At 69.4% G+C, this 26,385-nt stretch carries 31 protein-coding genes and 1 pseudogene; 16 read left to right on the top strand and 16 right to left on the bottom strand.

The features are described from left to right. Window positions 1–99: 99 nt before the first annotated feature. The 8 genes from FCI23_RS44685 to FCI23_RS44650 form a co-directional block, all read right to left on the bottom strand. Window positions 100–1,893: a glycoside hydrolase family 15 protein gene (locus tag FCI23_RS44685; RefSeq protein WP_136729775.1), complete on the bottom strand. Its 1,794-nt coding sequence runs from the start codon at window positions 1,891–1,893 to the stop codon at window positions 100–102. Window positions 1,894–2,071: 178 nt separating this feature from the next. Next, window positions 2,072–3,940, bottom strand: coding sequence for a complex I subunit 5 family protein (locus FCI23_RS44680; RefSeq protein ID WP_136729769.1), 1,869 nt, complete (start codon window positions 3,938–3,940; stop codon window positions 2,072–2,074). 15 nt (window positions 3,941–3,955) lie between these two features. Further along, a complete protein-coding gene (locus FCI23_RS44675) occupies window positions 3,956–4,309 on the bottom strand; it encodes a sodium:proton antiporter (RefSeq protein ID WP_136729768.1) in 354 nt (117 codons plus the stop codon). Next, window positions 4,306–5,082 carry an MnhB domain-containing protein gene (locus FCI23_RS44670; RefSeq protein WP_136729767.1) on the bottom strand — a complete coding sequence of 259 codons (777 nt, stop codon included), beginning with the start codon at window positions 5,080–5,082 and terminating at the stop codon, window positions 4,306–4,308. The genes FCI23_RS44675 and FCI23_RS44670 overlap by 4 nt, the downstream gene beginning before the upstream one ends. Beyond that, the gene (locus FCI23_RS44665) at window positions 5,079–5,381 is read right to left on the bottom strand and encodes a Na(+)/H(+) antiporter subunit B (RefSeq protein WP_407646123.1); all 303 of its coding nucleotides are present in this window, start codon (window positions 5,379–5,381) and stop codon (window positions 5,079–5,081) included. The genes FCI23_RS44670 and FCI23_RS44665 overlap by 4 nt, the downstream gene beginning before the upstream one ends. Continuing rightward, window positions 5,378–5,686 carry a monovalent cation/H(+) antiporter subunit G gene (locus tag FCI23_RS44660; RefSeq protein WP_136729766.1) on the bottom strand — a complete coding sequence of 103 codons (309 nt, stop codon included), beginning with the start codon at window positions 5,684–5,686 and terminating at the stop codon, window positions 5,378–5,380. The genes FCI23_RS44665 and FCI23_RS44660 overlap by 4 nt, the downstream gene beginning before the upstream one ends. Beyond that, window positions 5,683–5,979: a monovalent cation/H+ antiporter complex subunit F gene (locus FCI23_RS44655; protein ID WP_136729765.1), complete on the bottom strand. Its 297-nt coding sequence runs from the start codon at window positions 5,977–5,979 to the stop codon at window positions 5,683–5,685. The genes FCI23_RS44660 and FCI23_RS44655 overlap by 4 nt, the downstream gene beginning before the upstream one ends. Further along, on the bottom strand, window positions 5,976–6,464 hold the full coding sequence (locus FCI23_RS44650) for a hypothetical protein (protein WP_136729764.1): 489 nt from the start codon (window positions 6,462–6,464) through the stop codon (window positions 5,976–5,978). The genes FCI23_RS44655 and FCI23_RS44650 overlap by 4 nt, the downstream gene beginning before the upstream one ends. A 156-nt stretch (window positions 6,465–6,620) precedes the next feature. Here FCI23_RS44650 and FCI23_RS44645 point away from each other — a divergent pair, with 156 nt between their 5' ends. The 5 genes from FCI23_RS44645 to FCI23_RS44625 are packed head-to-tail and all read left to right on the top strand — an operon-like array spanning window position 6,621 to window position 12,478. Beyond that, complete coding sequence (locus FCI23_RS44645) at window positions 6,621–8,438, top strand: thiamine pyrophosphate-requiring protein (protein WP_211265737.1); 1,818 nt, start codon at window positions 6,621–6,623, stop codon at window positions 8,436–8,438. After that, entirely contained in the window at window positions 8,435–8,896 is a 462-nt protein-coding gene (locus FCI23_RS44640; RefSeq protein ID WP_246144667.1) for a hypothetical protein, read from the top strand. Before FCI23_RS44645 ends, FCI23_RS44640 begins: the two co-directional genes overlap by 4 nt. Beyond that, window positions 8,893–9,579, top strand: coding sequence for a gluconate 2-dehydrogenase subunit 3 family protein (locus FCI23_RS44635; RefSeq protein WP_136729763.1), 687 nt, complete (start codon window positions 8,893–8,895; stop codon window positions 9,577–9,579). The genes FCI23_RS44640 and FCI23_RS44635 overlap by 4 nt, the downstream gene beginning before the upstream one ends. Beyond that, on the top strand, window positions 9,576–11,372 hold the full coding sequence (locus tag FCI23_RS44630) for a GMC family oxidoreductase (protein ID WP_211265736.1): 1,797 nt from the start codon (window positions 9,576–9,578) through the stop codon (window positions 11,370–11,372). Before FCI23_RS44635 ends, FCI23_RS44630 begins: the two co-directional genes overlap by 4 nt. Continuing rightward, complete coding sequence (locus tag FCI23_RS44625) at window positions 11,369–12,478, top strand: enolase C-terminal domain-like protein (RefSeq protein ID WP_136729762.1); 1,110 nt, start codon at window positions 11,369–11,371, stop codon at window positions 12,476–12,478. Before FCI23_RS44630 ends, FCI23_RS44625 begins: the two co-directional genes overlap by 4 nt. A 184-nt stretch (window positions 12,479–12,662) precedes the next feature. Here FCI23_RS44625 and FCI23_RS57395 read toward each other — a convergent pair whose 3' ends face one another. Further along, entirely contained in the window at window positions 12,663–12,818 is a 156-nt protein-coding gene (locus FCI23_RS57395; protein ID WP_169317250.1) for a DUF6131 family protein, read from the bottom strand. Between the two features lie 503 nt (window positions 12,819–13,321). Between FCI23_RS57395 and FCI23_RS44615 the strand changes: the two genes are divergently transcribed. The 3 genes from FCI23_RS44615 to FCI23_RS44605 all read left to right on the top strand — a co-directional run bounded on the left by FCI23_RS44615 (window position 13,322) and on the right by FCI23_RS44605 (window position 15,167). Continuing rightward, window positions 13,322–13,591: a hypothetical protein gene (locus FCI23_RS44615; protein ID WP_136729760.1), complete on the top strand. Its 270-nt coding sequence runs from the start codon at window positions 13,322–13,324 to the stop codon at window positions 13,589–13,591. Between the two features lie 58 nt (window positions 13,592–13,649). Then, complete coding sequence (locus FCI23_RS44610; RefSeq protein WP_136729759.1) at window positions 13,650–13,943, top strand: hypothetical protein; 294 nt, start codon at window positions 13,650–13,652, stop codon at window positions 13,941–13,943. Between the two features lie 234 nt (window positions 13,944–14,177). After that, the gene (locus FCI23_RS44605; protein WP_136729758.1) at window positions 14,178–15,167 is read left to right on the top strand and encodes an iron-containing redox enzyme family protein; all 990 of its coding nucleotides are present in this window, start codon (window positions 14,178–14,180) and stop codon (window positions 15,165–15,167) included. Here the strand turns inward: FCI23_RS44605 and FCI23_RS44600 are convergent. From FCI23_RS44600 to FCI23_RS44590, 3 genes are all read right to left on the bottom strand, one after another. After that, the gene (locus FCI23_RS44600; RefSeq protein ID WP_136729757.1) at window positions 15,147–15,365 is read right to left on the bottom strand and encodes a CDGSH iron-sulfur domain-containing protein; all 219 of its coding nucleotides are present in this window, start codon (window positions 15,363–15,365) and stop codon (window positions 15,147–15,149) included. The two genes, FCI23_RS44605 and FCI23_RS44600, sit on opposite strands and share 21 nt — an antisense overlap. Next, window positions 15,346–16,002 (bottom strand): HemK2/MTQ2 family protein methyltransferase, encoded by a 657-nt coding sequence (locus FCI23_RS44595; RefSeq protein WP_136729756.1) that lies wholly within the window; start codon window positions 16,000–16,002, stop codon window positions 15,346–15,348. The genes FCI23_RS44600 and FCI23_RS44595 overlap by 20 nt, the downstream gene beginning before the upstream one ends. A 169-nt stretch (window positions 16,003–16,171) precedes the next feature. Next, the gene (locus FCI23_RS44590) at window positions 16,172–16,471 is read right to left on the bottom strand and encodes a PRC-barrel domain containing protein (RefSeq protein ID WP_246144666.1); all 300 of its coding nucleotides are present in this window, start codon (window positions 16,469–16,471) and stop codon (window positions 16,172–16,174) included. Window positions 16,472–17,608: 1,137 nt separating this feature from the next. On the opposite strand from FCI23_RS44590, the gene FCI23_RS44585 reads away from it, so the two are divergent. Next, window positions 17,609–17,944: a WhiB family transcriptional regulator gene (locus FCI23_RS44585; RefSeq protein WP_407646122.1), complete on the top strand. Its 336-nt coding sequence runs from the start codon at window positions 17,609–17,611 to the stop codon at window positions 17,942–17,944. Here the strand turns inward: FCI23_RS44585 and FCI23_RS44580 are convergent, their stop codons facing one another. Both FCI23_RS44580 and FCI23_RS44575 read right to left on the bottom strand, forming a co-directional pair. Next, window positions 17,945–18,457 (bottom strand): hypothetical protein, encoded by a 513-nt coding sequence (locus tag FCI23_RS44580; RefSeq protein WP_136729755.1) that lies wholly within the window; start codon window positions 18,455–18,457, stop codon window positions 17,945–17,947. A 509-nt stretch (window positions 18,458–18,966) separates the two neighbouring features. Continuing rightward, a complete protein-coding gene (locus tag FCI23_RS44575) occupies window positions 18,967–19,434 on the bottom strand; it encodes a hypothetical protein (protein WP_136729754.1) in 468 nt (155 codons plus the stop codon). A gap of 249 nt (window positions 19,435–19,683) precedes the next feature. Between FCI23_RS44575 and FCI23_RS44570 the strand changes: the two genes are divergently transcribed. Both FCI23_RS44570 and FCI23_RS44565 read left to right on the top strand, forming a co-directional pair. Beyond that, window positions 19,684–20,082 carry a hypothetical protein gene (locus FCI23_RS44570; RefSeq protein ID WP_246144665.1) on the top strand — a complete coding sequence of 133 codons (399 nt, stop codon included), beginning with the start codon at window positions 19,684–19,686 and terminating at the stop codon, window positions 20,080–20,082. Window positions 20,083–20,109: 27 nt separating this feature from the next. Continuing rightward, window positions 20,110–20,988, top strand: coding sequence for an MIP/aquaporin family protein (locus tag FCI23_RS44565; protein WP_136729752.1), 879 nt, complete (start codon window positions 20,110–20,112; stop codon window positions 20,986–20,988). A 392-nt stretch (window positions 20,989–21,380) separates the two neighbouring features. Here the strand turns inward: FCI23_RS44565 and FCI23_RS44560 are convergent, their stop codons facing one another. Further along, entirely contained in the window at window positions 21,381–21,554 is a 174-nt protein-coding gene (locus FCI23_RS44560) for a CsbD family protein (protein ID WP_136729751.1), read from the bottom strand. 339 nt (window positions 21,555–21,893) lie between these two features. Here FCI23_RS44560 and FCI23_RS61240 point away from each other — a divergent pair. The 5 genes and pseudogenes from FCI23_RS61240 to FCI23_RS44535 form a co-directional block, all read left to right on the top strand. Beyond that, window positions 21,894–22,082, top strand: a pseudogene (locus tag FCI23_RS61240) (protein kinase family protein); the annotation flags it as partial. A gap of 361 nt (window positions 22,083–22,443) precedes the next feature. Then, a complete protein-coding gene (locus FCI23_RS44550; RefSeq protein ID WP_211265735.1) occupies window positions 22,444–23,070 on the top strand; it encodes a TetR/AcrR family transcriptional regulator in 627 nt (208 codons plus the stop codon). Then, entirely contained in the window at window positions 23,067–23,825 is a 759-nt protein-coding gene (locus tag FCI23_RS44545; RefSeq protein WP_136729750.1) for an SDR family NAD(P)-dependent oxidoreductase, read from the top strand. Before FCI23_RS44550 ends, FCI23_RS44545 begins: the two co-directional genes overlap by 4 nt. Window positions 23,826–23,982: 157 nt before the next feature. Further along, the gene (locus tag FCI23_RS44540; RefSeq protein WP_136729749.1) at window positions 23,983–24,861 is read left to right on the top strand and encodes an ABC transporter substrate-binding protein; all 879 of its coding nucleotides are present in this window, start codon (window positions 23,983–23,985) and stop codon (window positions 24,859–24,861) included. Window positions 24,862–25,182: 321 nt separating this feature from the next. Next, a complete protein-coding gene (locus tag FCI23_RS44535; protein ID WP_136729748.1) occupies window positions 25,183–25,437 on the top strand; it encodes a hypothetical protein in 255 nt (84 codons plus the stop codon). 395 nt (window positions 25,438–25,832) lie between these two features. Here FCI23_RS44535 and FCI23_RS44530 read toward each other — a convergent pair whose 3' ends face one another. After that, window positions 25,833–26,258, bottom strand: coding sequence for an NAD(P)-dependent oxidoreductase (locus tag FCI23_RS44530; protein WP_265737825.1), 426 nt, complete (start codon window positions 26,256–26,258; stop codon window positions 25,833–25,835). Between the last annotated feature and the right edge of the window lie 127 nt (window positions 26,259–26,385).

Here is a 26,385-nt window from a genome sequence, read left to right as displayed (position 1 = left end):
CCTGCGGATCCGGGGCCTGGTGGTCGTTGCTGCTGGCCACTTCGGGCACTCCTCCTTCTCCGCCCTCGACTGAATGAATCGGTCACTTTACCCGACTCATCACACTTTGACAGAGAGGGTTCCGGGCCAGGGCCGGGCCAGCCGGTGTGCGGTCTCCAGCAGCAGCGCGTGAACGAAGGCCTGGGGCAGGTTGCCGCGCATCTGGCGCTGGGCGATGTCGTACTCCTCGGCCAGTAGCCCCGGCGATCCGGCGGCGGCCCGGTTGCGTTCGAACCAGCGGTTCGCCTCGACCTCGCGGCCTTGCTGGTGCAGTGCCAGGCTGGTCGTGAAGCCGCAGAGCAGGAACGCGCCCTCGGCCTGTTCCAGAGGGCCGTCGTCCTGTCGGAAGCGGTACATGTAGCCGTCCTGGCCGAGTTCGTCGATGATGGCGGCCAAGGTGGCCAGGGTGCGCGGGTCGTCGGCGGGGACGGCACCGCGGATCGCGGGGAACAGCAGGGCCGCGTCGACGCGGTCGTCGCCGGGGGCGCGCTGCCAGCGGCCGGTGGGGTGCAGGCAGTCGGCGGCGGTGTCGGCCAGGATCTGGTCGGCCAGTCGGCTCCACTTGGCGCCCTGGGCGTGTGGGGCCAGGGCGGCGATGGCGCGAAGCCCGGCGACGCAGCTCAGCCGGGAGTGGGCCCAGCGCTGGTTGTCCAGTTCCCAGATACCGGCGTCGGGTTCCTGGCCGCGCTGGAGGATCGCGGCGACCGTGGTCTCGACGGCGCGCCAGTGTTCGCTGTCGATCCGGTCGTGTCGGCCGGCGGCGGCGAGGAGCATCAGGGCCTCACCGAAGGCGTCGAGCTGGAACTGCTGGTTGACCCAGTTGCCGACTTTGTCCGCGCCACCGGGATATCCCTTCAGGTCCAGGCTGCGTTCGTCAGGTACCGGGCCGCCGGTGACGGTGTAGGCGGGTTTGAGGTTCGGGCCGTCGGCCAGCACGCGTTCGGTGACGAAGCGGACCGCGTCGTCCAGCAGCGGGTAGGGGCCGCAGGCGGCCACTGCTTGGCCGGTGTAGCACTGGTCGCGGATCCAGGCGTAGCGGTAGTCGTAGTTGCGGCCTTCCTCGGCGCGCTCGGGCAGGCTTGTGGTGGCCCCCGCGACCATGCCGCCGCCGCGGCTGGTCAGTCCCTGGAGCACGGTGTAGGCGTTCCGGGCGTCACGGTCGGCGACCGTCCCGGAGATCGCCGGCACCGCTTGTGCCCAGGCGGCCGCGGTCGCCGCCCAGGCCTGGCCGGGGTCGGGCCCCTCATCGCTGATCGGTTGGTCGGAGATCTCCAGGACCAGGTCGCGGTGCTGGCCGGCGGGTACGGTGATGAACGCCTGAAGGCCGCCCTCGGGCCGGGCTGCCGCTTCCGGCGCACCGGTCCAGCGCAGATACAGCGGCCCGCAACGGGCCGTCCAGATCTCACCCTTGCGGTGCAGGCGGCTCATCTTGTACCGCCCGAAGCCCGCACGCGGGTCGAGTACCACCCGCACCTGTGTGTCGCCGTCGATGGCCTGGACCCGGCGCAGGACCCGGGCCGTGTGCGGGTCGCCGGGAAAGGCCAGGGCGTCGCGGCACTCGACCACCTGGGAGGTAGTGACCCAGCGGCTGTGCCAGATCAGGGTGCCGTCCTCGTAGGACCCGCCCCACACGAACGGCGTCTGCGCCGGGGTGACGGCGTACATCCCCTCACCTCCGATCAGCGCGGAGAACACTGCCTCCGAGTCCCACCCGGGGGTGCACATCCACACGAAGTCTCCGCGCGGCCCGACCAGGATCCCGCGCTCGCCGTCGGCGATCAACGCGTACTCCCGCAGTACGTGCAACGGGAACTCCGCCCCGTCCGGACCCGCGCTCTCTGTCACCTGTGCCATCCGTTCGTCGGCCACGCCCGGGCCGCCGTGTCCGACCAGGGATCTTGATACGTACCTGTGGCTGCGACTACCCGCAGGAAACCGTCTCACCCCGATCACGGCATGCCGGGAGGGCTCGGGGGCCGGCATTGCCGTGACCGCGAACACGGCGTCCGGAGCTGCGTGCCGGGTGAGGCAGTTACTTGAGCGCGGTGAAGGCCGCGAGCAGTCCAGCGACGCCGGTGGCGAGCCAGGCGACGTTGTCGCCGAGGCGTCCGGAGTGCAGGCGACGCAGCGGCAGGACCAGGTGATGGGTACCCGCCTCGGCCAGTTCGCGCAGGCGGTGGGCGGCGCTGCCGGGGAGGTCCGGCCCCCACAGCGCTACGGCGGCGAGGGCGAAGGACAGCAGGGCGGAGAGCACGCCGAGCAGAACGCCTTGGCTGGTCCACCCCGACGCGCCGGCGGCGGTCGTCGCGTGTGCGCTTGCCGCCGCGGGCGTGGCGAGGCCGGTGGCGGCCAGGTAGGCGGTCCTGCTGGTGAACAACTCGCCCGCGCGGGTCAGGGCTCCGTTCAGGCCGGGGAGGAGCCCGACGGCCAGGCATCCGGCAAGCAGCAGACCGGGCACGACCAGCATGGGCAGCGGCACGGGTCGCCCCGGCTCGCGGACTTCCGGCTCCTCGTGGTCACCGCGCGTCTCCGGCTGAGTGCTGTCGTGCGGTACCGCCCCGGCCCCGGCGAAGACGCGTGCCGCCGTGCGCAGCACCGCGCCGCCAGTGACTGCCGAGGTGACCACGAACACGGCAGGAAGCCAAGCGAGGTACTCCCCCGAGGTGTGTTCGGCGAGGGCTTTGCCGAGCCCGGTGCCGAACGGCGGAAGCCCGGCCAGGGCGAGGCCGCCGAGCCCGAACATGACCCCGGCGGTCCAGCGCAGTTCGCGGGCCCTGCCGTACAGGCCGTGCTCGTCCACGGAACCGTACTGGTCGAGCAGGATGCCGGTGAGGGCGAACAGGGCGGCCTTGGCCCCCGCGTGGCCGGCGATGTACAGGGCGGTTCCGGTGACGCCCTGTGCGCTCAGCAGGGCCACGCCGATGAGGAACAGGCCGACGTGGCTGATGGTGGAGAACGCCAGCATGCGCTTGATGTGCCGCTGCTGCCAGCACATGACCGCGCCCAGCAGCGCGGTGAGGACCCCGGTGCTGACCAGGACGTCCCGCACGGCGGTGGCGGGGATGCCGCCGGGTCCGGAGAACACGGTCCAGTAGACGCGGGCGGCGCCGTAGACGCCCAGTTCGACCATGACGCCGGACAACAACATGCACACGGGGGTAGGGGCGACCGCGTGGGCGTCGGGCAGCCAGAAGTGGAAGGGGACCATCGCGGCTTTGACCAGCAGGCCGGTCAGGACGAGGACGAATGCGGCCACGACCAGTGCGTCGGTGCGGTGGGCGGCCAGGTGCTGTCCGATCTGGGCCATGCCGAGTTCGCCGGTGCGCGCGTAGAGCAGGCCGATGCCCATCAGGGAGCAGTACGCGGCCAGGGAGTTGACGATGCCGAAGGTCAGCGCACCCTGGAGCGGTCGTGGGTCCTCGACGTGGTAGCCGGTCAGGGCGTAGGCGACGGCGCCCATCAGTTCGAAGAACACGAAGGCGTTGAAGAGGTCTCCGGTGAGCGCGAAACCGGACATCCCGGCCTCGAACAGCAGGATCAGGGCAGGGAAGGTGCCGGGGTGCCCGGCGGGGGGTTCGGCGAAGTAGCGCCAGCCGTAGACGGTGACGGCGAGGATCAGCACGGCGGTGAGCAGGGCCAGGCCGATGCCGATGGGGTCGCCGACCAGGACGATGCCGACGCCCTCGCCGCCTCGGGGGCGCCAGCCTCCGACCCAGTCCGTCAGGGTCCCTTTGCCGGCCCGGTGCCACAGCCATGCGAGCAGAACGATGTCCGCCAGTGCCCACACGGTGGCGAGGATGTCACTGGCGAGTCTGGGCAGCAGGCGGCCCACGACGGCGAACACCGCAGCGCCCAGCAGCGGCACCGCAACGGCCAGGGGCAGCAGGTCGGCAGCGGTCATCAGGCGTCAGTTCCTCTAGCCACGCAGCGCGTTGAGTCGGTCGGGGTCGATGGTGCTGTGGCGTTTGTGGAGCTGGATCACCAGGCTGAGCAGCAGTGCGGTGACGGTCGCGCCGACCACCACGTCGGTCAGGGCCAGGGCCTGGACGACCGGGTCGACGACCACCGAGTGCGTCGAGGTGTCGGAGAAGACGGGCGCGGTGCCGCCGCGCCGGAAGCCGATGGACAGCAGCAGCACGTAGGTGGACGACTGGGCGACGGCCAGGCAGCCCACGGCGTGGATCAGGTTGCGGCTGGTCACCAGCCCGTACATGCCCACCAGGAGGATCCATCCGGCGACCAGGTAGGGCAGCAGGCCGAACAGGTTCATGCGGTCCCCTCACTCGTGTCGGAAGCGTTGCTCCTGCCGGCCGCGTCGGGGCCGCTGGTGGCGATGGTCTGGTCCAGGAAGCAGGCCAGCAGGACGATGACACCGGAGGCGACCTCGACGCCGACGGCCGCGTTGATGACGGGTACGAGTCCGCCCGACGACAGCGTGTTGAAGGTGCCCAGCGGCAGGACGTTCTGCAGGTAGGCCGCCCCGGTGACCAGTCCGGCCAGGCCCAGGGTGGTGAACGCCCCGGCTGCGACGGCGTCGATTCCGTCGAGCAGTTCTCTGGGCCGGATCCGGTCCAGCGCGCGGTAGTCGGCGGCGACGTAGGCCAGGTGCAGGGCGGTGGCCAGGACGACGCCGCCCTGGAAGCCCCCGCCGGGGCTGAGTTGCCCGTGGGCGACGATGTAGATGCCGGTCAGCAGGGCCACCGGCAGCAGCAGCGTGCCGAACAGCCGGGTGGACGGCAGGACCCGGGCCGGCTCGGGGCGGGTCGGGCGATCGCCGCGGGTCCGGCGCAGGAGGGCGGTCGCTCCCAGGACGGAGCCGAGCAGGATCGACTCCTCGCCCAGGGTGTCGAAGGCCCGCTGGTCGAAGTTGATCGAGGAGATGGTGTTGGCTGTGTGCTGCTTGAGGGTGGCGGCCACCGCGCGGTCCCCGTAGGGGTGGACGACCGAGCCGAAGTGCGGCAGGCCCGTGCACGCGAGCGTGTAGGCGACGGCGATGACCGCTGCCGCGCACAGGAACAGCCGGATACGTCCCCTGCGGCTCAACGATCACCTCCGGCCTTGGCGGGTTCGCCCTCGTCAGGTTCTTGTTTGCCGCGCCGGACGCGGCGGACTGTCAGCATGATCAGCAGCGGCGTCACCGCTGTGCCGACGCCGAGCTGCGACAGGGCCACGTCGGGGGCCTGCAGCACGGTGAACAGCAGGGCCAGGAGTAGTCCGAGGACGGCCAGGACGATGGCCTGCCGGGCGGGATCGCGGGTGAGCACCGCGACTGTCGCCACCACAGCGACCAGTAGCAGTACGAGCATGACCAGGATCTCGGTCAGCGTGGCGACGCTGTTCATGTGTCGGCCTCCTCAGGGTGGCCGGGGTCGGTAGCGATGGTGACCCGGCCGATGGCCATCGTGGTGATCGGCCCGCTCACGGCCAGCAGTGCGCCGATGGCCAGGAGCTTGACCGCCCCGCGTCCCGGTCCGGTGTCCAGGGCCAGCGCGAGTGCGATCAGCGGTGCCCCCAGCGACGTCGCGGATGCGAGGGCGTGCAGTCGTGCATAGGGGCGGGGTAGGACCAGCAAGGCGCAGGCGGACAGCAGCAGCACTGCCGTTCCGGCCACCAGCAGCACCAGGGCGATCACATGGCGGATGCTCACGACGTCTCCCCGTCTGAGTGGTGAGCCGTTCGGGCTTCACCGGGGTCAGGTGCGAGGAGCCGGGTGAAGACCAGCGTTCCCGCTGGTGCGAGCACCGCTAGGACCAGTGCGAGGTCGACGTAGGAGCTGCGGTCGAACCCCTGCGCGAGCAGTAGGAACAGTACCGTGGTCAGGACTGTCGCCAGGTTGGCGCCGGCCAGGCGCTGAGCCGCGGGTCCCCGGCAAGCCACCCACACGCACGGCCCCAGGGCGCAGGGCAACAGGACCAGGGCCGCGAGCAGCCAAGCGTTCACGCCTCGTCCGCCTCGGCCAGGACCGACTCCAGGCGGGAGCGCGAGTCGAACAGCGAATGCACGATCAGGACTGGCGCTGCGCCCGGGTGTGCGTCCACGGCCATGACACAGCTGCCCGGGGTTCCCGAGAGCAGCGAGCAGGCCCACGCTGTCCCGACGCCTGCTCGTAGCCGTACGGTGGTGAACCGCCCTTGAGCCGGTCGTCCGCGCAAGCCGGCAAGGGTGAGGCGGGCCAGTCGGACGGTTTCCGTGAGCAGCGTGCCCGGCCACGCCCACACCGCCGCCGTCCAGTGACCAGCGGGTCCGACGTCCGGGCGTACAGCCCGGTGGATCGCCCAGGCACCGACCGCCGCGACTGTGGAGGCGGCCGCGCCGACGATGAGTTCCAATGGGGACAGTGTGCTGATGAAGACCAGGTTGAGCAGAAACAGCAGTACCCACCAGCCGATCAGCTCACCCGCCAGGCGTCGTCCGCGGTGCGGCATCGTGATTCTCCTCAGACCGGTCCTTGTGACGCGGTGGGCTACGTCTTCCCCGTGCACCGGCGGTAAACGCAGCTCACACCAGGCAGAAGGTTTCACCTGCCCGGCAGCGGCTAGCCGTCCGCAGGGGGCCGCTGTACCGGCAAAGAGGAGATCGCTGTGTCTGTGAAGGTATCCGACTACATCCTGCAACGCCTGCAGGAGTGGGGTGTCGAGCACGTCTTCGGCTATGCGGGTGACGGGATCAACGGCCTCCTGGCGGCCTGGGGCAGGGCCGAGAACAAGCCGCAGTTCATTCAGGCGCGGCACGAGGAGATGGCGGCGTTCGAGGCGGTCGGCTACGCCAAGTTCTCCGGACGGGTCGGAGTGTGCGCCGCGACCTCCGGCCCTGGCGCGATCCACCTGCTGAACGGCCTGTACGACGCCAAGCTCGACCACGTCCCGGTCGTGGCCATCGTCGGCCAGACCAACCGCAGCGCCATGGGCGGCTCCTACCAGCAGGAAGTCGACCTGCTCAGCCTCTACAAAGACGTCGCCTCGGAGTACTGCGAGATGGTGACCGTGCCCGAGCAACTGCCCAACGTTCTGGACCGGGCCATGCGCACCGCCTACGCCAAGCGCACCGTCACCGCGGTCATCGTCCCCGCCGACGTCCAGGACCTGCCCTACGAGGCCCCGACCCATGCGTTCAAGATGGTGCCCTCCAGTCTCGGCCTGCCCCGCTACGCACCGATCCCCGACGAGGACGAGCTGCGCCGCGCCGCGGAGGTCCTGAACGCGGGCGAGAAGGTCGCGATCCTGGTGGGCCAGGGCGCCCGGAAAGCCCGGCCGCAGGTCGAGCAGCTGGTCGACCTGCTCGGGGCGGGAGTGGCCAAGGCCCTGCTGGGCAAGGACGTCCTGCCCGACACCCTCCCGTACGTCACCGGCTCCATTGGGCTGCTGGGCACCCGGCCCTCCTATGAGCTGATGCGGGACTGCGACACCCTGCTCACCATCGGCTCCAGCTTCCCTTACACGCAGTTCCTGCCGGACTTCGACCAGGCCCGCGCCGTGCAGATCGATATCGACCCGTTCATGGTCGGGCTGCGCTACCCATTCGAGGTCAATCTCGTGGGCGACGCCGCGAAGACCCTCGATGCGCTGCTGCCGCTGCTGGAACGCAAGACCGACCGCAGCTGGCAGGAGACGGTGGTCAAGAACGCCGCCCGCTGGTGGGAGGTCATGGAGCGGCGCGCCGAGCTCGAAGCCGATCCGATCAACCCCGAGCACGTCGTTCACGCCCTTGACGCGCTGCTACCGGACAATGTCATGCTCAGCTCCGACTCCGGCTCCGCCGCCAACTGGTACGCGCGCCACCTGCGGATGCGCGGGGAGATGCGCGGCTCGCTGTCGGGGAACCTCGCCACCATGGGCCCCGGCGTGCCGTACGCCATCGGCGCGAAGTTCGCCCATCCCGACCGTCCGGCCATCGCGATCGTCGGGGACGGCGCGATGCAGATGAACGGCCTGGCCGAGCTGATCACCGCTGCCAAGTACTGGCGGGAGTGGGAGGACCCGCGCCTGATCGTGGCGGTGCTGAACAACCGCGACCTCAACCAGGTCACCTGGGAGTTGCGCGCGATGGAGGGCGCGCCGCAGTTCCTGCCCTCACAGGAGCTCCCCGACGTGCCCTACGCCCGGATCGCGGAGAACTTCGGCCTGCTCGGCATCAGCGTCGACAAGCCCGACCAGGTCGAGGCGGCCTGGCGACAGGCCCTGGCCGCCGACCGGCCGTGCCTCATCGAGTTCCGCACCGACCCCGCCGTTCCGCCGATCCCGCCGCACGCCGACTGGGCGCAGATGAAGGCAACCGCCTCGTCCGTCCTGCACGGTGACAGCGACCGCACCGGCATGATCCGGCAGGGGGTCAAGGCGAAGATCCAGGAGTTCCTGCCGGGCAGCGGCAAGCGGGTCGACGACGCCGGAGGCGAGAAGTGACCCGGAAGCAGGGCACATCACCGCTCGGCTTGGCCGCGCACGGCCTGGAGAACGTCCGCACCGGGCGCTTCCAGCGCACGCTCGCCCTGGCCACCGCGCTGGGAGCGGTGGTCACCGCGGCAGAGATCTACTTCGAGCACGACCGTGCGGGTTTCGGCAACCGGATGATGTGGTGGCCGGTGGTCCTGGGCCCGGTCGGCGCGGTCGCCGGCGTGGCCGGGGTCTGCAACGAGCGCCTCGCGCGCACGCTGCTGCCTGTCGCCTCCGCCGCGATCACCGCGAACGGTATCCAGGGCACCTACCTGCACCTGCGCGGCATCGCCCAGAAGCCGGGCGGCTGGCGGATGGCCCGCTACAACATCGAGATGGGGCCGCCGATGCTGGCGCCCGCGCTGATGAGCATGGTCGGCGGTATGGGCCTGGTCGCCGCCGTGCTGCGCCGGGAAGGCAGCACGTGACCGGGGAGGCGGACCCGCACGGGTTCTCAGACGAGCACGGGGAACCGGCACCACGGCGTTTCCCCGGGTACGACGTCCTGGCCCAGTACGGCACGTGGGACCGGGCCACCCAGGGCACGGTCCTGGGCCGGCTCGGGCCGCAACCCGCGTTGCGGTTCTTCACCCCGGCGGAGCAGGCCACCGCCGGGGCGCTGTTCGACCTGCTGCTCGACCAGGGCGAGGAGCGGGACAGGCTCAAGATCCCCGTGCTCCACATGGTGGACGCCCGGCTCGCCGAACTGCAGACCGACGGCTGGCGCTACCAGGACATGCCCCCCGACGACCAGGCCTGGCGCCGCTCGCTGACCGCGCTGGACCTCGATGCCCAACACCACGAGAACACCGACAGCTTCGCATCGCTGCCACGGGAGCGTCAGGCCGTCCGCCTACAGACGGTGCAGGACCTGGACGCCAAGCCCTGGTACGGGCTTCCCGCCGCGCACGTGTGGAGCCTGTGGACGCGCTATGCCTGCACGGCTTTCTACTCCCATCCCCAGGCGTGGAGCGAGATCGGCTTCGGCGGCCCCGCCTACCCGCGCGGCTATCTACGGCTGGGCGTGGACGCCCGCGAGCCCTGGGAGGTCGCCGACCAGTACCCGGACGAAGACCCTGTCGCCCAGACCACGAAGGGGGCAGGAACGTGAACGACCAACCGAACAGCTCCACCCCCGCCAGCCCCAGCCCTGCCGGCCCCGACCCCGGCCGCCACTCGACCCTTCGCGCCGCCCGCGACACCCTGCGCCTGACCACCCGCTCGCAGCGCGAGGTGCGGCGGCGCAACGAGTCCGCCTGGCTGCTGCCCAACGACGGCACCCGCTTCGACCAGCAGCTGATCCGCGACATGCGGCACTTCGACGACAGCGACGAGGTCGACCTGGTCATCGTCGGCTGCGGCGCCGGCGGGAGCGTCCTGGCGCAGCGAATGGCCCGTCACGGATGGACGGTGGTCGTGCTGGAGGCAGGACCGTTCTGGAACCCCGACGCCGACTGGGTCAGCGACGAAGCCGGATCCCGTCACCTGTACTGGACCGAACCGCGCGTCATCTCCGGCGCGGACCCGGTGCCGATGGGATCGAACAACTCCGGACGCGGCGTCGGCGGCTCCATGGTCCACTACGCCGGCTACACGCCCCGCTTCCACCCCTCCGACTTCACCACCCTCACACAGGACGGCGTCGGTGCCGACTGGCCGATCGACTATCAGGACCTGAAGCCCTCCTACGAGCGCCTCGAGCAGGAACTCCCCGTCGCGGGCCAGTACTGGCCCTGGGGCGACCCGCACGCCTACCCCTACGCCCCGCACCCGGTCGGCGGCAACGGCGAGATCTTCCTGCGCGGTGCCGCCGCCCTGGGCGTGGAAGCCCGAGTCGGACCGGTCGCCATCATGAACGGCCGCTTCGGCAACCGCCCCCACTGCGTCTACCGGGGCTTCTGCCTGCAGGGATGCAAGGTCAACGCCAAGGCCTCGCCGCTGATCACCCATGTCCCCGACGCTCTCGCCCACGGCGTGGAGATCCGCGCCGACACCATGGCCACCCGCGTCGAGACCGACCGGCAGGGCCGGCTCGCGACCGGCGTCCGGTACATGCGCGGCGGCCGTGAGAGCTTCCAGCGCGCCCGCAACGTCGCGGTCGCCGGATACTCCATCGAGACCCCGCGCCTGCTACTGAACTCCGCCAACCCCCGTTTCCCCGAGGGCCTGTGCAACGACCACGACCTGGTCGGCCGCTACCTGATGGTGCAGGGCGCACCGCAGACCGCGGGCCGCTTCACCGAGGAGATCCGCGCCTACAAGGCACCGCCGCCCGAGGTCTCCACCGAAGCCTTCTACGAGACCGACCCCGGCAAGCCCTACCGGCGCGGCTTCTCCATCCAGACCGTCTCCCCGCTGCCCATCACCTGGGCAGAACACGTCGCAGCCCAAGGCCACTGGGGCCGGGACCTGCGCCGCTACATGGACGACTACATCCACTGGGCCACCCTCGGCGCCTTGTGCGAACTGCTTCCGCAACCCGGCAACCGGGTCACCCTCGCCGGCGAGCACGACCGCTACGGACTGCCCGTCGCCGACTTCTCCTACACCCAGTGCGACAACGACCGCCGGCTCGTCAAAGCCGCAACCGGCGTCATGGAGGACCTCCTGCACGCCGCAGGCGCCAGCGAGGTGATGACCATCGACCGCTACGCCCACCTCGTCGGCGGCTGCCGCATGGCCGACGACCCGGAACACGGCGTCGTCGACGCCGACCTGCGTACCTTCGCCATCCCCAACCTGCTCATCACCGACGGCAGCGTGATGCCGACCCAGGGCAGCGCCAACCCCGCGCTCACCATCATGGCCCTGGTCGACCGGGCCGCCGCCAGACTCGCCGGCGGCGCGCGCGGCGGACTGCGCGCCCCCGAAACGGCAACCGACGCACCAGGGGCGAGGGCATGACCGAGGATCCGGCGATCGACACCCTGCGCGTAAGCGTATTCACCGTCCCCACAGACGCCCCGGAAGCGGACGGAACCATCGCCTGGGACGCCACCACCATGGTCCTGGTCGAGGCCGTCAGCGGCACCACGACCGGCCTCGGCTGGACCTACGGCGCAGCCGCCGCGAACCAAGTGGTCAAGCATCAACTCGCACCGATCGTCGTGGGACGCTGCGCAATGGACGTCCCCGGCAGCAACGAGGCGATGCACCGGGCCGTACGCAACATCGGTGCGCCCGGCCTGGTGGCCGGAGCCGTGTCCGCCGTGGACATCGCCCTGTGGGACCTCAAGGCCCGCCTCCTCGACCTGCCCCTGGTCCGTCTGCTCGGCGCGGCCCGCGCCGAAGTGCCGGTGTACGGAAGCGGCGGGTTCACCACCTACGACACGGCGACGATGGAGCGTCAACTCGACGGATGGGTGCACAAGCAGCGCATCCCGCGAGTGAAGATCAAGATCGGCGAGTCCTGGGGAAGCCGGGAGGCCCGCGACCTCGTCCGCATCAGCCAGGCCCGCACAGTCGTCGGCGCGGACTGCGAACTGTACGTCGACGCCAACGGCGGCTACACCCGCAAGCAGGCCATCCGAGTCGCCGCCGCCTTCGCCGACCAGGACGTCCGCTGGTTCGAGGAACCCGTCTCCTCCGACGACCTCCCCGGCCTGCGCCAGATCCGCGACGCGGTGCTGCCCGACGTGACAGCGGGGGAGTACGGCTACGACCTGCCCTATCTGACCCGCATGGCCGCCTCGGGCGCCGTCGACTGCCTCCAAGCCGACGCCACCCGCTGCGGCGGCATCACCGTCTGGCTGCGCGCGGCAGCCGTCGCCGAAGGCCTGGGACTCCACCTCTCCGGCCACTGCGCCCCACACGTCCACGCCCACGCGGCAGCTGCCGTCCCCAACCTCCGCCACCTGGAATGGTTCCACGACCACGTCCGGATCGAAGAACTCCTCTTCGACGGCACCCTCGACCCCACTGGTGGCAGTATCGCCCCAGGCCACGACGGCTCGCCCGGCCACGGCCTGACCTTCGTCGAAGAACGCGCCGAACCGTACCGAACCGGCTGACCGACCCACGGGGCTGCGGCACGCAGTCACCTGACCGTGGCCGACCCGCCCGATGTGTTGCTGAGCCGATGACTTCTCGCTGTTTGTGACGTGGTGGCGCGCTGACCGAGAGACTCACCACATCTCCAGCGTCCTGCCACGCGCTACCGGCCGTCCCCGGGCGGCCAGACCGACGCGGGGCCTGCTACCAGTAGTGGCGGCGTCCACCGACCGCGTGACCCACCGATCCCAGGACGAACAGGATGGCCCCGATAACAAGCAGGACGACGCCGATCGTCCACAGGATGGAGATCTTGGCCACGAAGCCGATGACGAGCAGAATGATTCCCAGGACGATCACGACGCCCTCCTCGCAGAGCAATATCCCTGCTGAACGGGTCCCCGCTCGCACACAGGGCAAACCCCACGGCCAGTGAGAACTGGCCGGGACCACGCCTCGGTCAGCTTCCGTTCTGACGTCGGCGAGGGACGGTGACAGCGACGACGACCGGGTGCAGTCTGACCACCCAGCTCATCACGAGCGGGTGCAGCACGTGCCCTTCGACTTCTCCGATGGCGACGGGAGCACCAATACCAGCGCAGCGGCGAGGGAACGACCCCCAGCAGCGGCTGCTCCTGCACACCGCGTCCGGCGAGCGCCACGACGGCGACGGCCGGCGCTGCGGGCGAGTCCCGGAGCCCCGATGGATGGCCGGTTCGGAGGGTACGGAGCCGGATGCGCGCCGGATGAGGGGGACGGTGAATCGGGCGAGGCGGGGTAGGCGCTGCGTGCGTGAGCGTGCATGCGCGTCGTTCCGCCTTCGTGGGGGCTCCTCATGTCGGAGGCCCGGTTGGAGGAATTCCATGGATCAGACCCAGTCCTCTCGGTTCGCAGCCCCCGCGGGCGGGGAAATCAGCATGGTCGAGTTGATCGCCCGTATCCAGCGGGCCCGTGACTGGGCCCATCTGGAGGCGCAGAAGAATTACTCCTTGGTCGAGGAGCATGTGGATGACGGGGTGCTTCTGCAGGCCCTGGCCCAGCAGTCGCGTGCCGCCGCATTCGAGGCGGTGCGCGTGGTGTTGGAGGAGATCCTGGCTCCTGGCACCCACAGCGACGGCCTCCCGGCGTCCTGACCCTCAACGCCTGCCTGTCCAGCGCTCGTGCCATGCCCAGACATCCAGGAGTGCGCCGGTGAGTGTGGAGGAGACCAGCCCGGACAGAGACCGGGACCCTGGGGGCCCTGTACCCGTGGTGGCCGCCCGCCGTCCGGACCCGGACCGTCGGCTGTCGCGGTCGTGGTTCTCCGTCGGGTTCCGGGCCGGCCTGGGGGCGCTGGCGGCGTACTGGCTGGTGCTGGCCGTCCAGCACGTGGAGAGCACCTTGATGCTGGTGCCGCTTTCCCTGGTGATCGCGATCAGCGCGGACCCGGTCGTGGGCTGGCTCACCGGCAGGGGGCTGCGCCGCTCCTGGGCGTGGCCGCGGTGATCGTAGGACTGTTCCTTTTCCTGGGCGGACCCGACGACACGGCGGGCGTTCGAGGATCTGCTGGCGCACGAGGAAGAGCACGCGGATGACCTGCGTGGCCTTCTGGAGCGGATCCCGGCGGCCGGCCGGCCGGTGACCTGAGGCACGTGAATCGCTGCCACCGGAGTCCGCCGGCCGGTTGCGAGCCCGTCCGAGAGAGTGTGTTCCGGGTCGTTTCGGGGGCAGTCGGAGATCATGAGTGGATATCTGGTGGGACCGGAGCTTCCGCAGGGGCGGGGAGAGCTCTCGGCGGGTGTTGTCGGGGCGCTGGGCGGTGGTGCCGCGCTGCCCGGTGAAGGCGTGGTGTCGGGGGCTGATCCGTATGGGGACGATCTGCAGCTCGCGCTCTACGCGTGCTACGAGCTGCATTACCGCGGATTCCGCGGGGTGGACGACGGCTGGGAGTGGGACCCGGGACTGCTGGGGCTGCGCGGTGCCATGGAGCGCCGGTTTCTCCGAGCGCTGCGCAGCGACGCCACGAAGCACGATCGGGTGGACGCGGCCTTGGAAGGGCTGTTGGTAGAGCCGGTCGACGGGTCAGGGGTCTCGTCTTTCCTCAAGGACGAGGGCCAGTTGTGGCAGCTGAGGGAATACGCGGCGCAGCGTTCGCTGTACCAGTTGAAGGAGGCCGACCCGCACGCGTGGGTGATCCCGCGGCTGGTGGGGCGGGCGAAGGCGGCGTTGGTGGCGGTGGAGTTCGACGAGTTCGGGGGCGGCCGCGCGGAGCGGGTGCACGCCGAGCTGTTCGCCGGTCTCATGGAGGACCTGGGGCTTGACCCGGCGTACGGGCGGTATCTGGACGCGGGGTCGGCCGAGGCGCTGGCGACGGTGAATCTGATGTCGCTGCTTGGCCTGCACCGCGCCTTGCGCGGCGCCCTGGTGGGTCAATTCGCGGCCCTGGAGGTGAGCTCGTCCCCGGGGTCGCGGCGGATGGCGCAGGCGCTGGAGCGGACCGGTGCCGGTCCGGCGGCGGTGTTGTTCTACACCGAGCATGTGGAAGCGGACGCGGTCCATGAGCAGGTGGTACGCCGGGATGTCATCGGGGGGCTGCTGGAGGACGAGCCCGCGCTGGAGGCGGATGTCGCCTTCGGGATCGACGCGACGGGCTTCCTGGAGGACCGGCTGGGCGAGCGGCTGCTGGGTGCGTGGCGCGAGGGCGCGTCGTCACTCCGCGTCGGGCTGTGACCTGACGCGCTGTCGGTGGCTGGTGTCGCACCACGGGTAGCGGCGGCTGCGGCGGCAGGTGCACAGGGCGACCAGGAAGCGGTCGGACGTCGCGATGCTGCCGTCGTCCAGGACGACCTCGACGGGTCCTTCGACGAGTACCGGGCCGTCCTGTGTCACGGTGACGCGCCGGGCGCGGTCAGCGGCTTCGTATCGCACGGATCACCACCAGCTCTTCCTTCTCCTCGCCCGGCCGGATAAGGCCACGGCCTTCCAGATAAGCCGCTCTGGCGCGCAGGACGGGGCCGAAGGGGATCCGGCGTCGTTCGGCGACTTCCGCGTCGAGGCCGGACTCCCGCAGCCGGTCCAGGGTGGACTCGACGCCGCAGAGCGCGGAGTGCACCAGCAGCAGCACCCCACTGGGGGCCAACAGCGCCGGGGCGTCCCGGCAGATGCGGTCCAGTACCACTCGACCGTCGTGCCCGGCGTCCCAGGCTCGGGCAGCGCCACGGCGGGGAAGGTGGGCTTGCGGGGCGGGCACGTAAGGGGGGTTGGCGAGTATCAGCTCGAAGTGACGCCCGCGCACCGGGTCGAGGAGGCTGCCCCGCAGTACTTCGATCGGGAGCCGGGAAAGCCGGGCGTTGAGCCGGGCGGTGAGTACGGCCCGCAGGGACACGTCGACCGCAGTGACCCGGGACGCACCATGGCGGACCGCGGCGAGGGCCAGTGCTCCGCTGCCGGTGCCGACGTCGAGAACACGGGCCGCCACCTGACGGGGCTCGCGGCCCAGCGACTCAGCCAGGAGCGACGTGTCGTCCTGCGGGGAGTACACACCAGGCGGCTTCAGAAACAGCATATTTATCACATACCATATGAAGTAGTTCCATCATCGCGGACCTGGTTCCGGGACTCGCGGGTTCCTTCGCATACCGAGGGCCGGGGTAGGTGTGGGCCGGGCCGCGACCGCCTGTGTCGCGGCCCGGCGGGCATCATCGCGTTGCCGGGCCGGTGCGTTGTCGTGCGGTTCAGATACGGGGATCCGCGTAGTAGCCACTGACCTGCTCGTGGTATCCCGCGTCCCCGGCGTGCTTGTCCTTGTCGAACTCCGGGGAGCCCTTGATCTCGTCCTTCGTGCGGCCGATGTAGATCTTCCGTTCCGCGATATCGATGGAAGAGATGACGCCGACGGGGAGCAGTACCTGCTTGCCGAAGATCCACACGCCGGTGTCGACGACGATGTATGCGGCACCGACGTCGTCGGAATGTTTGTCGACCTTGCCGATGCTGCCATCGCTCGCCTCGACCTTGAACCCGGTCAGGTCCACCCCTGTCTCGTGACCCGACTCGGCCTGGTAACCCTACACGTTGTCCGTCATGAAAATTATCCCCTCTATCGTCGGCAGATTAACGATAGAAATCTGCCGGATTTATCCTGTATGACTTTTCATCGTGAGGTCAACTGCCCTCGTTTTCTGGGTACACACCCTTCACGGGGCGGCTGCTGTCATTTCTCTGCCGGCGATCAAGACCGAAGAACAAGGATCAGAGGACCCATATTTATCGGTCTCCGGCCAGCCGCCTGCCCGGCCGAGCAGGAGTCATGCACCCGGCCTAGAGTGAAGAAGAGGCCGGGATTTCGCCCGGGATAGCCGGTAAGGACGTGTGGACCCCTCGCGGGTTTCGTCGAGCGCCCTGTACCCATGGTGCCGACGGGGCGCGAGTGTGGCGCCCGAGCAGGCCGCTGACCCTGCTGGGCTGTTGGCCTCAATCCTTGGGGTGGTGCCGATCCCGTGCGACGGGCTGTTGTGGCGCCTCAAACGGTACGCGGTCAGCGTCGCCGCATGAGCATGACGACGGCCACGATTACCACAATGAGCACTACTGTTCCGAGACCTATGTACATGCGAGGTTCCTCTTCCTTGTCAATATTGGGTCGGCACGCCAAGTCGTACCGACAGGGATGCGTCGTGATTCTCTGGCAGCCCGTCTCAGATCACTCCTACCCGCCACGGCGGAGTCAAACTGCGAAATCCAGTCGGAGTGACTTCATGCGCTTGACGGTGAATAGCATTTCCCGAACAGGGCTGCCATCTGAGCGGCGTCTGTGTGACGCGGATGTCCGCTCTTGCGCTGGCCACGGCGCCCGGTGCCGCGCGACCGGCAGTTGAGGAACCCGGTTCCGGGGACAAACCCGGATGACGGGGGATGCGGAGGCGTCAGGGCAGATCGGGTCGGGTGTGCAAGTGACCTGACGTGCTGACAGATTTGTTCCATGGATGCCGGGTAGACGCGGGGGCCTGGGGGGTGTGTGGTCCCCGGAGTTGGAGCGTCGCTCAGCCACCAGGTCGGCCCCGCCGTGGATCCCATCGCCTTCAACGAAGCCAAGAGGCAACAGAGAGTTGAAGCAGTAGAGCGATGGCTAGAGCACCCCGCCTGCCGAGGGCGCTCCAGCGCAACCGCGAGTGGCAATTCCACGCCGCCTGCCGCGAGGCCGACGCCCGGATCTTCTTCCATCGCCTGGAGAGCGAGGTGCAGTCCATGAGGCGCGTGACCAGGCAGCGAAGGAGGTCTGCGCACGCTGCCCGGTCCGTGAACCATGCCTCCAGTTCACTCTGGAGGCCAACGAACCGTACGGGGTTTGGGGTGGTCTGACCGAGACGACGATGTCGCTGGTGCTGATGAACGCGACAGCCGCTGCGGTTGGCAGGTTCCCCCTGTCCAGTCGCCGGCTGGGGCGGCGGAGCCGGTGGCCGCATGCGCAAAGTGCCGCGTGGCTTCGCGGTAGGGCAGCGGCGTGATCATGTGTGCGGACATTCAGCGGTGAAGAGGCGGCCTCGTAGCGCGTATACGGCGTCGCCGTCGCACGGGGCGAACAGCACCCACAGCCCCTCGCGCAGCCGTGCGGTGATGGCGTGTTCGGGGAGGCCGAGTGTCTTGGAGACCGCGGCGCAGGTGCGGTCGCCGATGAGATACAGGGCCAGTTCGAGGCGGTCGAGGGGGGAGGAGGCGTCGTTGGGGCACTGGTCCCTGGGGGTGAGGAGGCGGGCGGGAGTGGGTTGCGGGAGCGTTTTGCCTCGTGGCGCGAGCGCAGCGAGATGGGGGTCCCCCCGGCCGAAGGCTGGGGGAGGGTCGTCCGGCTCGTTGAGCAACTCTGTCAGGGCCGCGCTGACCACGCGCGGGTCGTCCATCATGAGGGCGGAAAGGGTGTGGATGGTCATCAGGTGACGGTCGCACCAGTCACTGATCGAGCGTCGGCGGGTGAGGAGTTTGTCGTCCTCAAGGTCGCGCGGCGGAGTGCTGGTACGCGACATGTCGGGCATGATCACCACAGCGGTTCTTGTGCCAGGGCGGTGACGGCTTTGAGGAAATATGGCGTCTGGTGATAAGCGGTTGCCGCCGGGACCATCGGGTCCATCGTTGCTCCCCAGGTGCGGTTCCGTCCGGCGGGATGCCGGACGGTGGGTACGCCTGGGTCCGGGGCGATGAGTTGTCAGCATAGCGGCCCGAGCGTGTCCGGACCGGGGTGACCGTTGTGCGGGCTTCCTCGCGGGGCTCGGGATGCCCTCGCCCATTCACTCTGGTTTGCGGCTGCGCACCTCGTGCACCGAGGTTTTCGGGCGGTGGTGGTTTCCTGTTCCGAAGGGACGGAGCAGGAGTGCGCCGGGCGCCGGGGCGGACCTGGCGCTGTTCGGCGCCGGCTTCAGCATGCACATCACAGTGCCCTCGTCGGATGATCGTGGTCGGCTTTCCCTCCAAAAGGCACACGCTCGTCACGGTTCAGCACCGCGCTGTTGGTGACGGGTGAGGCCTGGGCCGGTGGTCAGGTGCTGAGCAGGCGGTCGAAGAAGGACCGGTATTGCTGCAGGGCTACGCGGAGGTCCTCGGTGGCGACTTCCTCGCCGCGGTGCCATTGGCCTTCGAGTCCGTGTTTGTGGTCGGCGAAGGTGGTGGCGAGCGTCTGCATGACTTCGGCGACGAGCCCGTCTGCCGCGCGCACGGATTTCTGGGGGTCGTCCACGAATCCCTGCTGGATCACTTGCCACTGGAATCGGAGGTCTTCGGCCTGCTTGGGTTCGAGGAGCGGGGCCGCATCGGGCCCGTGCGAAGACGTGTCGCGTTCGTCGGCTGCGGGGTCCCGGTTGTCTCCTCCCGCGTCCGTGGTTCGTGTCCTCGACGCCACCTGGCCGGCATTGGGGTCTGCGGTCAGGTCATCCCTTGCGGGCTGCTGCGGTGCCTCAGTCTCGGTCTGGGCGAAGTCCTCGGTAGACAGGCCCTCTTGGACGGGCATGCGGATTCCTGAAGAACACCGTCATGCCCCATAGTTCAGGGGTACAGGCAAGGACCGAAAAACCGCCCGACCAGAGCCCCTGTAGGCGGATGGAGGGTCAGTGGAAATTGCGGAATTTCCCACATTCAGCGCGATGCCTGCGCGGTGGCCGTCGCCGCGGTCTCCCGGGTGTGGAACCGGGGCGGACGGGACAGACTAAGACCAATGGTGGCCGGTGTGGTGATCACTGACATATCGGAGGGACGTGCCGTGGCGAAGAAAGTGACCGTGGAGTGGGCGGATGCCCCGGCTGAGCACGATTACCCGGCAGCCGCGTCGTTTCTGCGGCTGACGGCCGCTCCGGCGCTCGTGGAGGTTCTCACCGCGCTACTGTCGCATGCGCCCACGGTGGAGCATCGCGCCAAGGACATCCTGCGCGCCGCCCGTCTGCAGCTGCTTCCTGCAGATGACCCCGAGGTCGCGAGAGATCTGAAGCACGTTACCAAGGGCAAGCCGCTGTCACCGATCCTGCTCGTTCGCGGCGAGCTGAGCCTCGACCGCCCTCTGCAGATCGCTGACGGCTATCACCGGCTGTGCGCCAGCTACCACCTCAGCCAGGACACAGAGATTCCGTGTCGCCTCGTCGACCTGCCCGCGATCGCCGTATAAACCCCCGGTACCGAGGCCAGGAGCGTCATGACGGGCGATGAGCAGTTCAGCGGTGGAGGATCGACGGGAAGCCATGACGGCCATGGTGATCGCGTCGAGGCGATCGTGGACGCCCGCCACGGGGCCAGGATCGCGGCTGTGCTGGAACGTGAGCCGGTATGGGCCCGTGACTTCAATGATCTCACCTACGAAGCGCGACGGTTGTTCGGTGAACTGTTCGGGACCTTCCTGCTCGTCCTGGCCGGTGCCGGAGCGGCGGTCCTGGAGGCAGCCACCCACGGCCAGATCGGTCGGGCCGCGGCGGTGACGGCCCCCGGGTTGACAGTGCTGGCCGTGATCCTTTTCATGGGCGCGGTCTGCGGTGCCCATCTGAACCCCATCGTCAGCATCGCATTCGCGCTGCGCGGCGACTTTGCCTGGCGCCGGGTTCCCGGCTACATCGCTGCCCAGTGCGTGGGGGCCCTGCTGGCCAGTCTGGTCCTGAAGGCCACCTTCGGTGATGTGGCGCACCTGGGCGCGACCCTGCCTGGGCCCGGCTTTACCGCGCCCCAGGCCTTCGTCGTCGAAGCTGTTCTCAGCCTCGGGCTCGTCAGCACGATCCTGGGTACGGCCTCCAGCGCACAAAACGTGGGGCCGCTGTCCGCGATCGGCGTCGGCGCCTACATCGTGGTGGCGGGTCTGTGGGCCAGCCCGGTCAGCGGCGCCTCCATGAACCCGGCCCGCTCGCTGGGACCCGCGCTGGTCAGCGCAGACCTGCACGATCTGTGGATCTACCTCACCGCCCCGGTGGCCGGAGCGCTTGCTGCTGTCGTTGCCGCCTACATCCTGCGCGGACCGGGCGGCGGCCCCAGCGGATCCCGGGCCGCCCAAGGCACATTGCTACCACCCACCGCCGGACACCACTGACGCTTGATCAAAGCGAGTGGCATCCCCGCCAGGCGGCGCGGCGCGTATCGGGAATGCCAACGGCCGCTCGGCCGGTGCTCTGCTGTGGGCGGCAGTGTCGTTAGGGGCTGGTTTGGGAAGCGGCGGCCCGGGGTTTTAGGTCGCCGGTGCAGAAGGCCAAGGACGCTTTCAAACAGTGACCACGACCGCCTGGGTGGCACCCGAATGGCATGGGCGCCACCCGGCAGGTGCTCGGGGCACCAGCCCCACGGCGATCCGCACCCGCGCCTGTCCGAGCATGGCTCTCCGCCCGGCGGTACCCGCGGCTTCGCACCACAGCCGCCTTATCGCAAGCCCCCTCGGGAACCGGGGTCGCCGCTGCGCTTCGCTCCGACCGGCCGCAGAGTGCTCGGTCAGCGCTTGAAAGCGTCCTTGATGTTCTGCCCCACCTGCTTGAGGCCACCCTTGGTCTGCTCGCCCTTCCCCTTGGCCTCCAGGGAACGGTTACCGGTGGCCCTGCCGGTGTCCTTCTTCATCCTGCCCTTGCTCTTCTCGGCGGAATGCGTGATCTTCTTGCCCAGACCCATAGCCGATCCTCTCCGCGGTTCCCGCAGGTACTGCCTGCGAGCGGCTCTTTGCCCTCATATGTGCCCCCGGGACACCGGCCCAACCACATCAGGACCAAGCACCGGCTGCGGTGCCCCGTCGGCCACCGGTGCACGGCACGACCCCCTTGTCGCGGTCGGGGCTTTGGTTCCGTTGATGACGGGCTTGCCCACGCCACCGGACTTACGGAACTGCTCGACCAGCGCACTGCCGGGGGTCGTGGTCACGAATCCGTCCCCGATCCGGCCGGCCAGGGCTGAAGGGCGGCTGGCTGGCGACGAGCGTGCCGTACGCCTTTTTGAGGGAAAGCCACCCACGAGGCCGTGCCGATCGGTTCCGGCATCGGCGGGAAGTCGGCCCTGTTGGAGGTCGCCGGAACCCCGGCCTTCGTGAAGCGGGTGCCCCTCACCGATCCGGAGAGGCAACCGGAGCATGTCCGGTCCACGGCGAACGTGTTCGCGCTGCCGGTCTTCTGCCAGTACGGCATCGGCGGGCCGGGCTTCGGGGCCCGGTCTGGCGGCTGCGGTGCCGCCGGGGGCAAGGCGGCAGATCGGCACCGGGATGAGTGGTCGTTGAGGTGTGCGCCGTCCTGCGAGCCGGCTCGGCCGGTAGTCGCAGGACACGCGGCTGGCGTCGATCACCATCGTCGGCACACCCGCGTGATCTGCTCCGGCTGGCGCGTGGAGAAACCACGCGTCCACGCCGCGCACGTCATCTTCCTCCGCGCCGGCCAAGATCACAGCATTCGTCACGTAGCCCCACATGCCCGGAAGGCCTGCCTTGACAGCGCAGGGGTGGGAAGCCACTATCGGAACCATGGAAACCAAATCAGTTTCTGGAGTTTCCGAGGGTGGCGGGCAGCGTGCTGACGTGATCGTGGAGGCGGCCAGTCGGCTGTTTTTCGCGCCGGGTTTCGCGCGGGTGAGCATGGACGATCTCGCTCGTGAGCTCGGGATGAGCAAGAAGACGATCTACCGTCATTTCCCGGACAAGCGCAGTCTGCTGGCCGCGGTGCTGGATCGGCAGTTCGGGGCGGTGGAGCGTACGTTGGTGGCGGCGGCCGAGGACGCAGAAGGGCAGCCGTTCGGTGTGCGGGTCCAGCGGTTCCTGATCGCGGCAGGCAGTGAGCTCGGGCGGATCGGCGCGGCTCAGCTCGCGACGGGGCGGGGCGATGCGATGCTGCGCCAGTACGTGGAGCAGCGTGTGGACGCGGTGGTCTACCGGCGGGTCGACGAGCTGTTCCGGGACGGGCACCGGCGGGGACTGCTGTCGGCGCCGCCTGAGCTGCTGAGTGAGATCACCCGCGGCGCGTTGGAGCGGCTGCTCACCTCGCAGTTGCCGCGCGAACTCGACTGGACCGCGGCCGATCTGCTGCGGGCGACCGTCGACACCGTGCTCTACGGGGCGATCCGCTCGGCAGACACCGGCATCGACGATGAACAACTCCGGGCGGTCATTCCGACGGCCCGCGATGATGAGCAGGAGGTGGGCCCGTGACTGGGGCAACCGGCAGGGTGGCATTGGTGACAGGGGCCAGCAGCGGAATCGGTGCGGCCACCGCGGGCCTTCTGGCCGCGCGGGGGATGCGTGTGGTGGTCAACTACCTCCGCAGCGCCAAGGCAGCCGAGGAGGTCGTGGCCGGCATCGAGGCCGCAGGCGGCCGGGCCATGGCCGTGCAGGCCGACGTGCGCGAGGCAGCGGCGATCGAGAGCATGGTCGAGCAGGTCCAGGCGGCATGGGGCGGCATCGACGTGCTCGTGCACAACGCGCTCATCCCGTACGCGGTCAAGTCGTTCCAGGACATGACGTGGGAAGAACTGGGCGGCAAGCTCGACGACGAGATGCGTGCGGCGTTCGCGGTCACCAAAGCCGTCCTGCCCGCCATGACCGAACAGGGCTGGGGACGCATCATCTATATCGGTACCGGCCTCAGCCGCCGGCCCCGGGAGAACATGATCGCATTGGGCACGTCCAAGGCCGCACTGGAGCAGTTCGCCCGGTACCTCGCCCAGGAACTGGGCCCGCGGGGCATCACGGTCAACGTCGTCGCGCCCGGCCCGGTGGAGGACACCCGCATGGCGAGCATGGCGGATGTGTTCGACGACGAGCACAAGCAGCGGCAGGTGGCCGCTACCCCCCTGGGCCGCCTGGCACACCCCGCCGACGTCGCCCAAGCGGTCGCCTTCTACGCCGGCGAGGACAACGCCTTCATGACCGGCACCACGGCCGCGGTCAACGGCGGGATGTACTGACGCCCCGCTGTCCTGCGCACACGGGGCCATACCGTCCCGGTCCGGCCGACGGCCGGACCGCATCCGGCACACCGTCACCTCAGCACCATGGGCCGCAGCGGCCGGGCCCGCGGCACGCGCGGGCGCATGGCGGCGACACGATCAAGGAAGAACGCTCATGCACACGATCGATCTCGCCTACGTCGGGCGGGGCCTGCACGAGGAACTGGTCGCCTACATCGCCGACCAGCAGGACTACTACGCTGACGAGGGCGTCCACGTCGCGCTGCGCGACGGCTGCTCCTGGGACGAGGAGCGGCTGCGCCACGGCGCCACCATCGGGCTCGGCCGAACACTGCTGTCCCGACTGGCCGATGGCATCCCCTGGGTCGCACTCAATGTCAACACCCACCGCCCGCTGTTCTGGTTCCTCGCCCGCCCCGGCCTGGCCGACCTGGCCGACCTGGCCGGCCGACGGCTGGCGGTACACGCCCCCCACACCGCACCCGGGTGCTTCGCCCGGATCGTGCTGCGCCAGGCCGGCCTCGACCCGGACCGCGACATCCACACCATCGTCCGCCCGCCCGGCGACTACGGCATGGACCTGCGCTGGCTGCACGACGGCAGGATCGACGCCGCCCTGGTCGGCAGCACCATGGCACCGGAGGCGATAGCCGCCGAGCACGGCTGGCAGGTGCTGGCCTTTGTCGGCGACCACTTCCAGATCCCCACCGTAGGCGTGGCCGTCGACCCCACCTACATCCACCCGGACGACCCCGCGGTCCAGGCCGTCGTACGAGCCCACCGGCGCGCCCTGCAGGTGATCCACAACGAACCCGACACCACGGTGCGGCACATCCAGACGTTCCTCGGCCGACACACCGCAGACGAAGCCCGAGCCCACTACGAGAAGTTCATCGCACCGTATTTCACCACCGATGGCCAAGCCGACCTCGCCGTCGGCGCCACCGCGATCACCGCGGTCGCCGCCGAACTCGGCGTCCCCGCCACCTTCACCGCAGCCGAGTTCTACCGCACCGCAACCACCACACCCTAGGAGCCCGGCGACGCCGGGGCTGCCGAAGCGCAGGCAGTACCTCAAGACCGCCCACGCAGAGACGCCCGCGGCCGCTGGGTCGGCCTCCTGCTCCACGCGCTCCCTCGGCGATCAGCCGGGTGATCTCCCGTGCCACGAACAACATCAGGTCCGACGCGAAGGCGAAGTCCTCGATCTGCTTCTCGATGCTGTCCATGCCGGTCCAAGGCCCCGCTGACAACCACCGCTCTGGTCAGCGGGGCCGGGCTCATGAGATGCCCGACAAGGCTTCTCGCAAACGAGCCTTTCCCGGAGCAAGATCGAGAACGGTTCGCGACGAAGGTGGACGGCCCCTCGGAGGCGGTCCGGAGCGCTGCGGAGCGCCTGTTCGACACCATGACCGACATCATGAGCGCGGGTGTCGAAGCAGGCGCATATGACGCACGCGACGTCGGCCGACTGACGCTTGCGCTGGCCGCGACCGTTCAGGGCATCTCAGCGCTCGTCGCGTCTCGACGGATCACGACGCCTCAGGGCGAGGCGCTCATCGACGACGCGATCACGCTCTTCCTCGCCAGGTCGTCGACCGAACGGTAGCCAGACTGCGGATACCGGTCCGCTCGCCATGGGCGGGCGCGGGTCCCTGGCGCGAGACTGTCCTCGTCGAGCTTCGGGCCGGCATCCTCATACGCGCGGGCGGCCAGGCCATATTTTCGAAGAGGTGCACGATGGTGTCAACCGCGTGCCGACCGGAAGAATTTGTGGTGGTTGACCCTGTGTCAAGGCCGCCCTGCGCCTGGGGGTGCCGAATAATCGTCCGGCCTGATCAGAGGCGTGGATCGCTGATCTGCCGTGACTGTTGGATCCGGTGGGGGAGCGCTGGCCCCTGGCAATCATGGAAACGGTGGGTACAGACCTGCCGGGGCGGGCACCAGCACCGTCACCGCCCAGGCCGCCGCCGGAGCCGCTGCTGGCCTGGGCGTGGATGCTGATCAGCCCGGCCCTGGTCCCGACCGTGCCGGCGGACCGCCGGGGCAGTCGGCGGGGACGGGTTCGTCGGGCCAGACGTCGACGCCGGCGAGGAAGCGGCCGTCACGGACACGGTCGAGCAGGGCGTCGTAGTCAACGACGGCGGCCCGGCTGACCAAGATGAGGCGCGCGCCGGCCGGGACGGTGTCCAGTTCGGCCGGACCGAGCAGGTGCTCGCTCTCGCCGGTGACGGTGGCCAGGACGAACAGGAACTGGCTGGCGGCCAGGGTTTCCTCGAGTGTTGCGGGCAGGACGTCGTGTTCGCGCAGCAGGGAGTCGGGCAGCCAGGGGTCGTAGACGCGGATGGTGGGGGCGAACGGGATGAGCAGCCGACGCAGTGCCCGTCCCAGGTTGCCGAAGCCGATCAGGCCCACGCTGGCGTGGCGCAGCAGGATTGAGTGCGTTGTGGCAAACCGAAGCTCGTTCGAGGCGGGTAGTGCGGGTGATCATTCGGACAGAGGTGCCGACGTGGTCGGGGGCATGAAGGAACGGGCCTCCTGGTAGTGACGTGGTTGT

Source organism: Actinacidiphila oryziradicis (genome assembly GCF_005047355.1).
GTDB lineage: Bacteria > Actinomycetota > Actinomycetes > Streptomycetales > Streptomycetaceae > Actinacidiphila > Actinacidiphila oryziradicis.
This window is presented reverse-complemented; position numbering and strand designations above follow the sequence as displayed.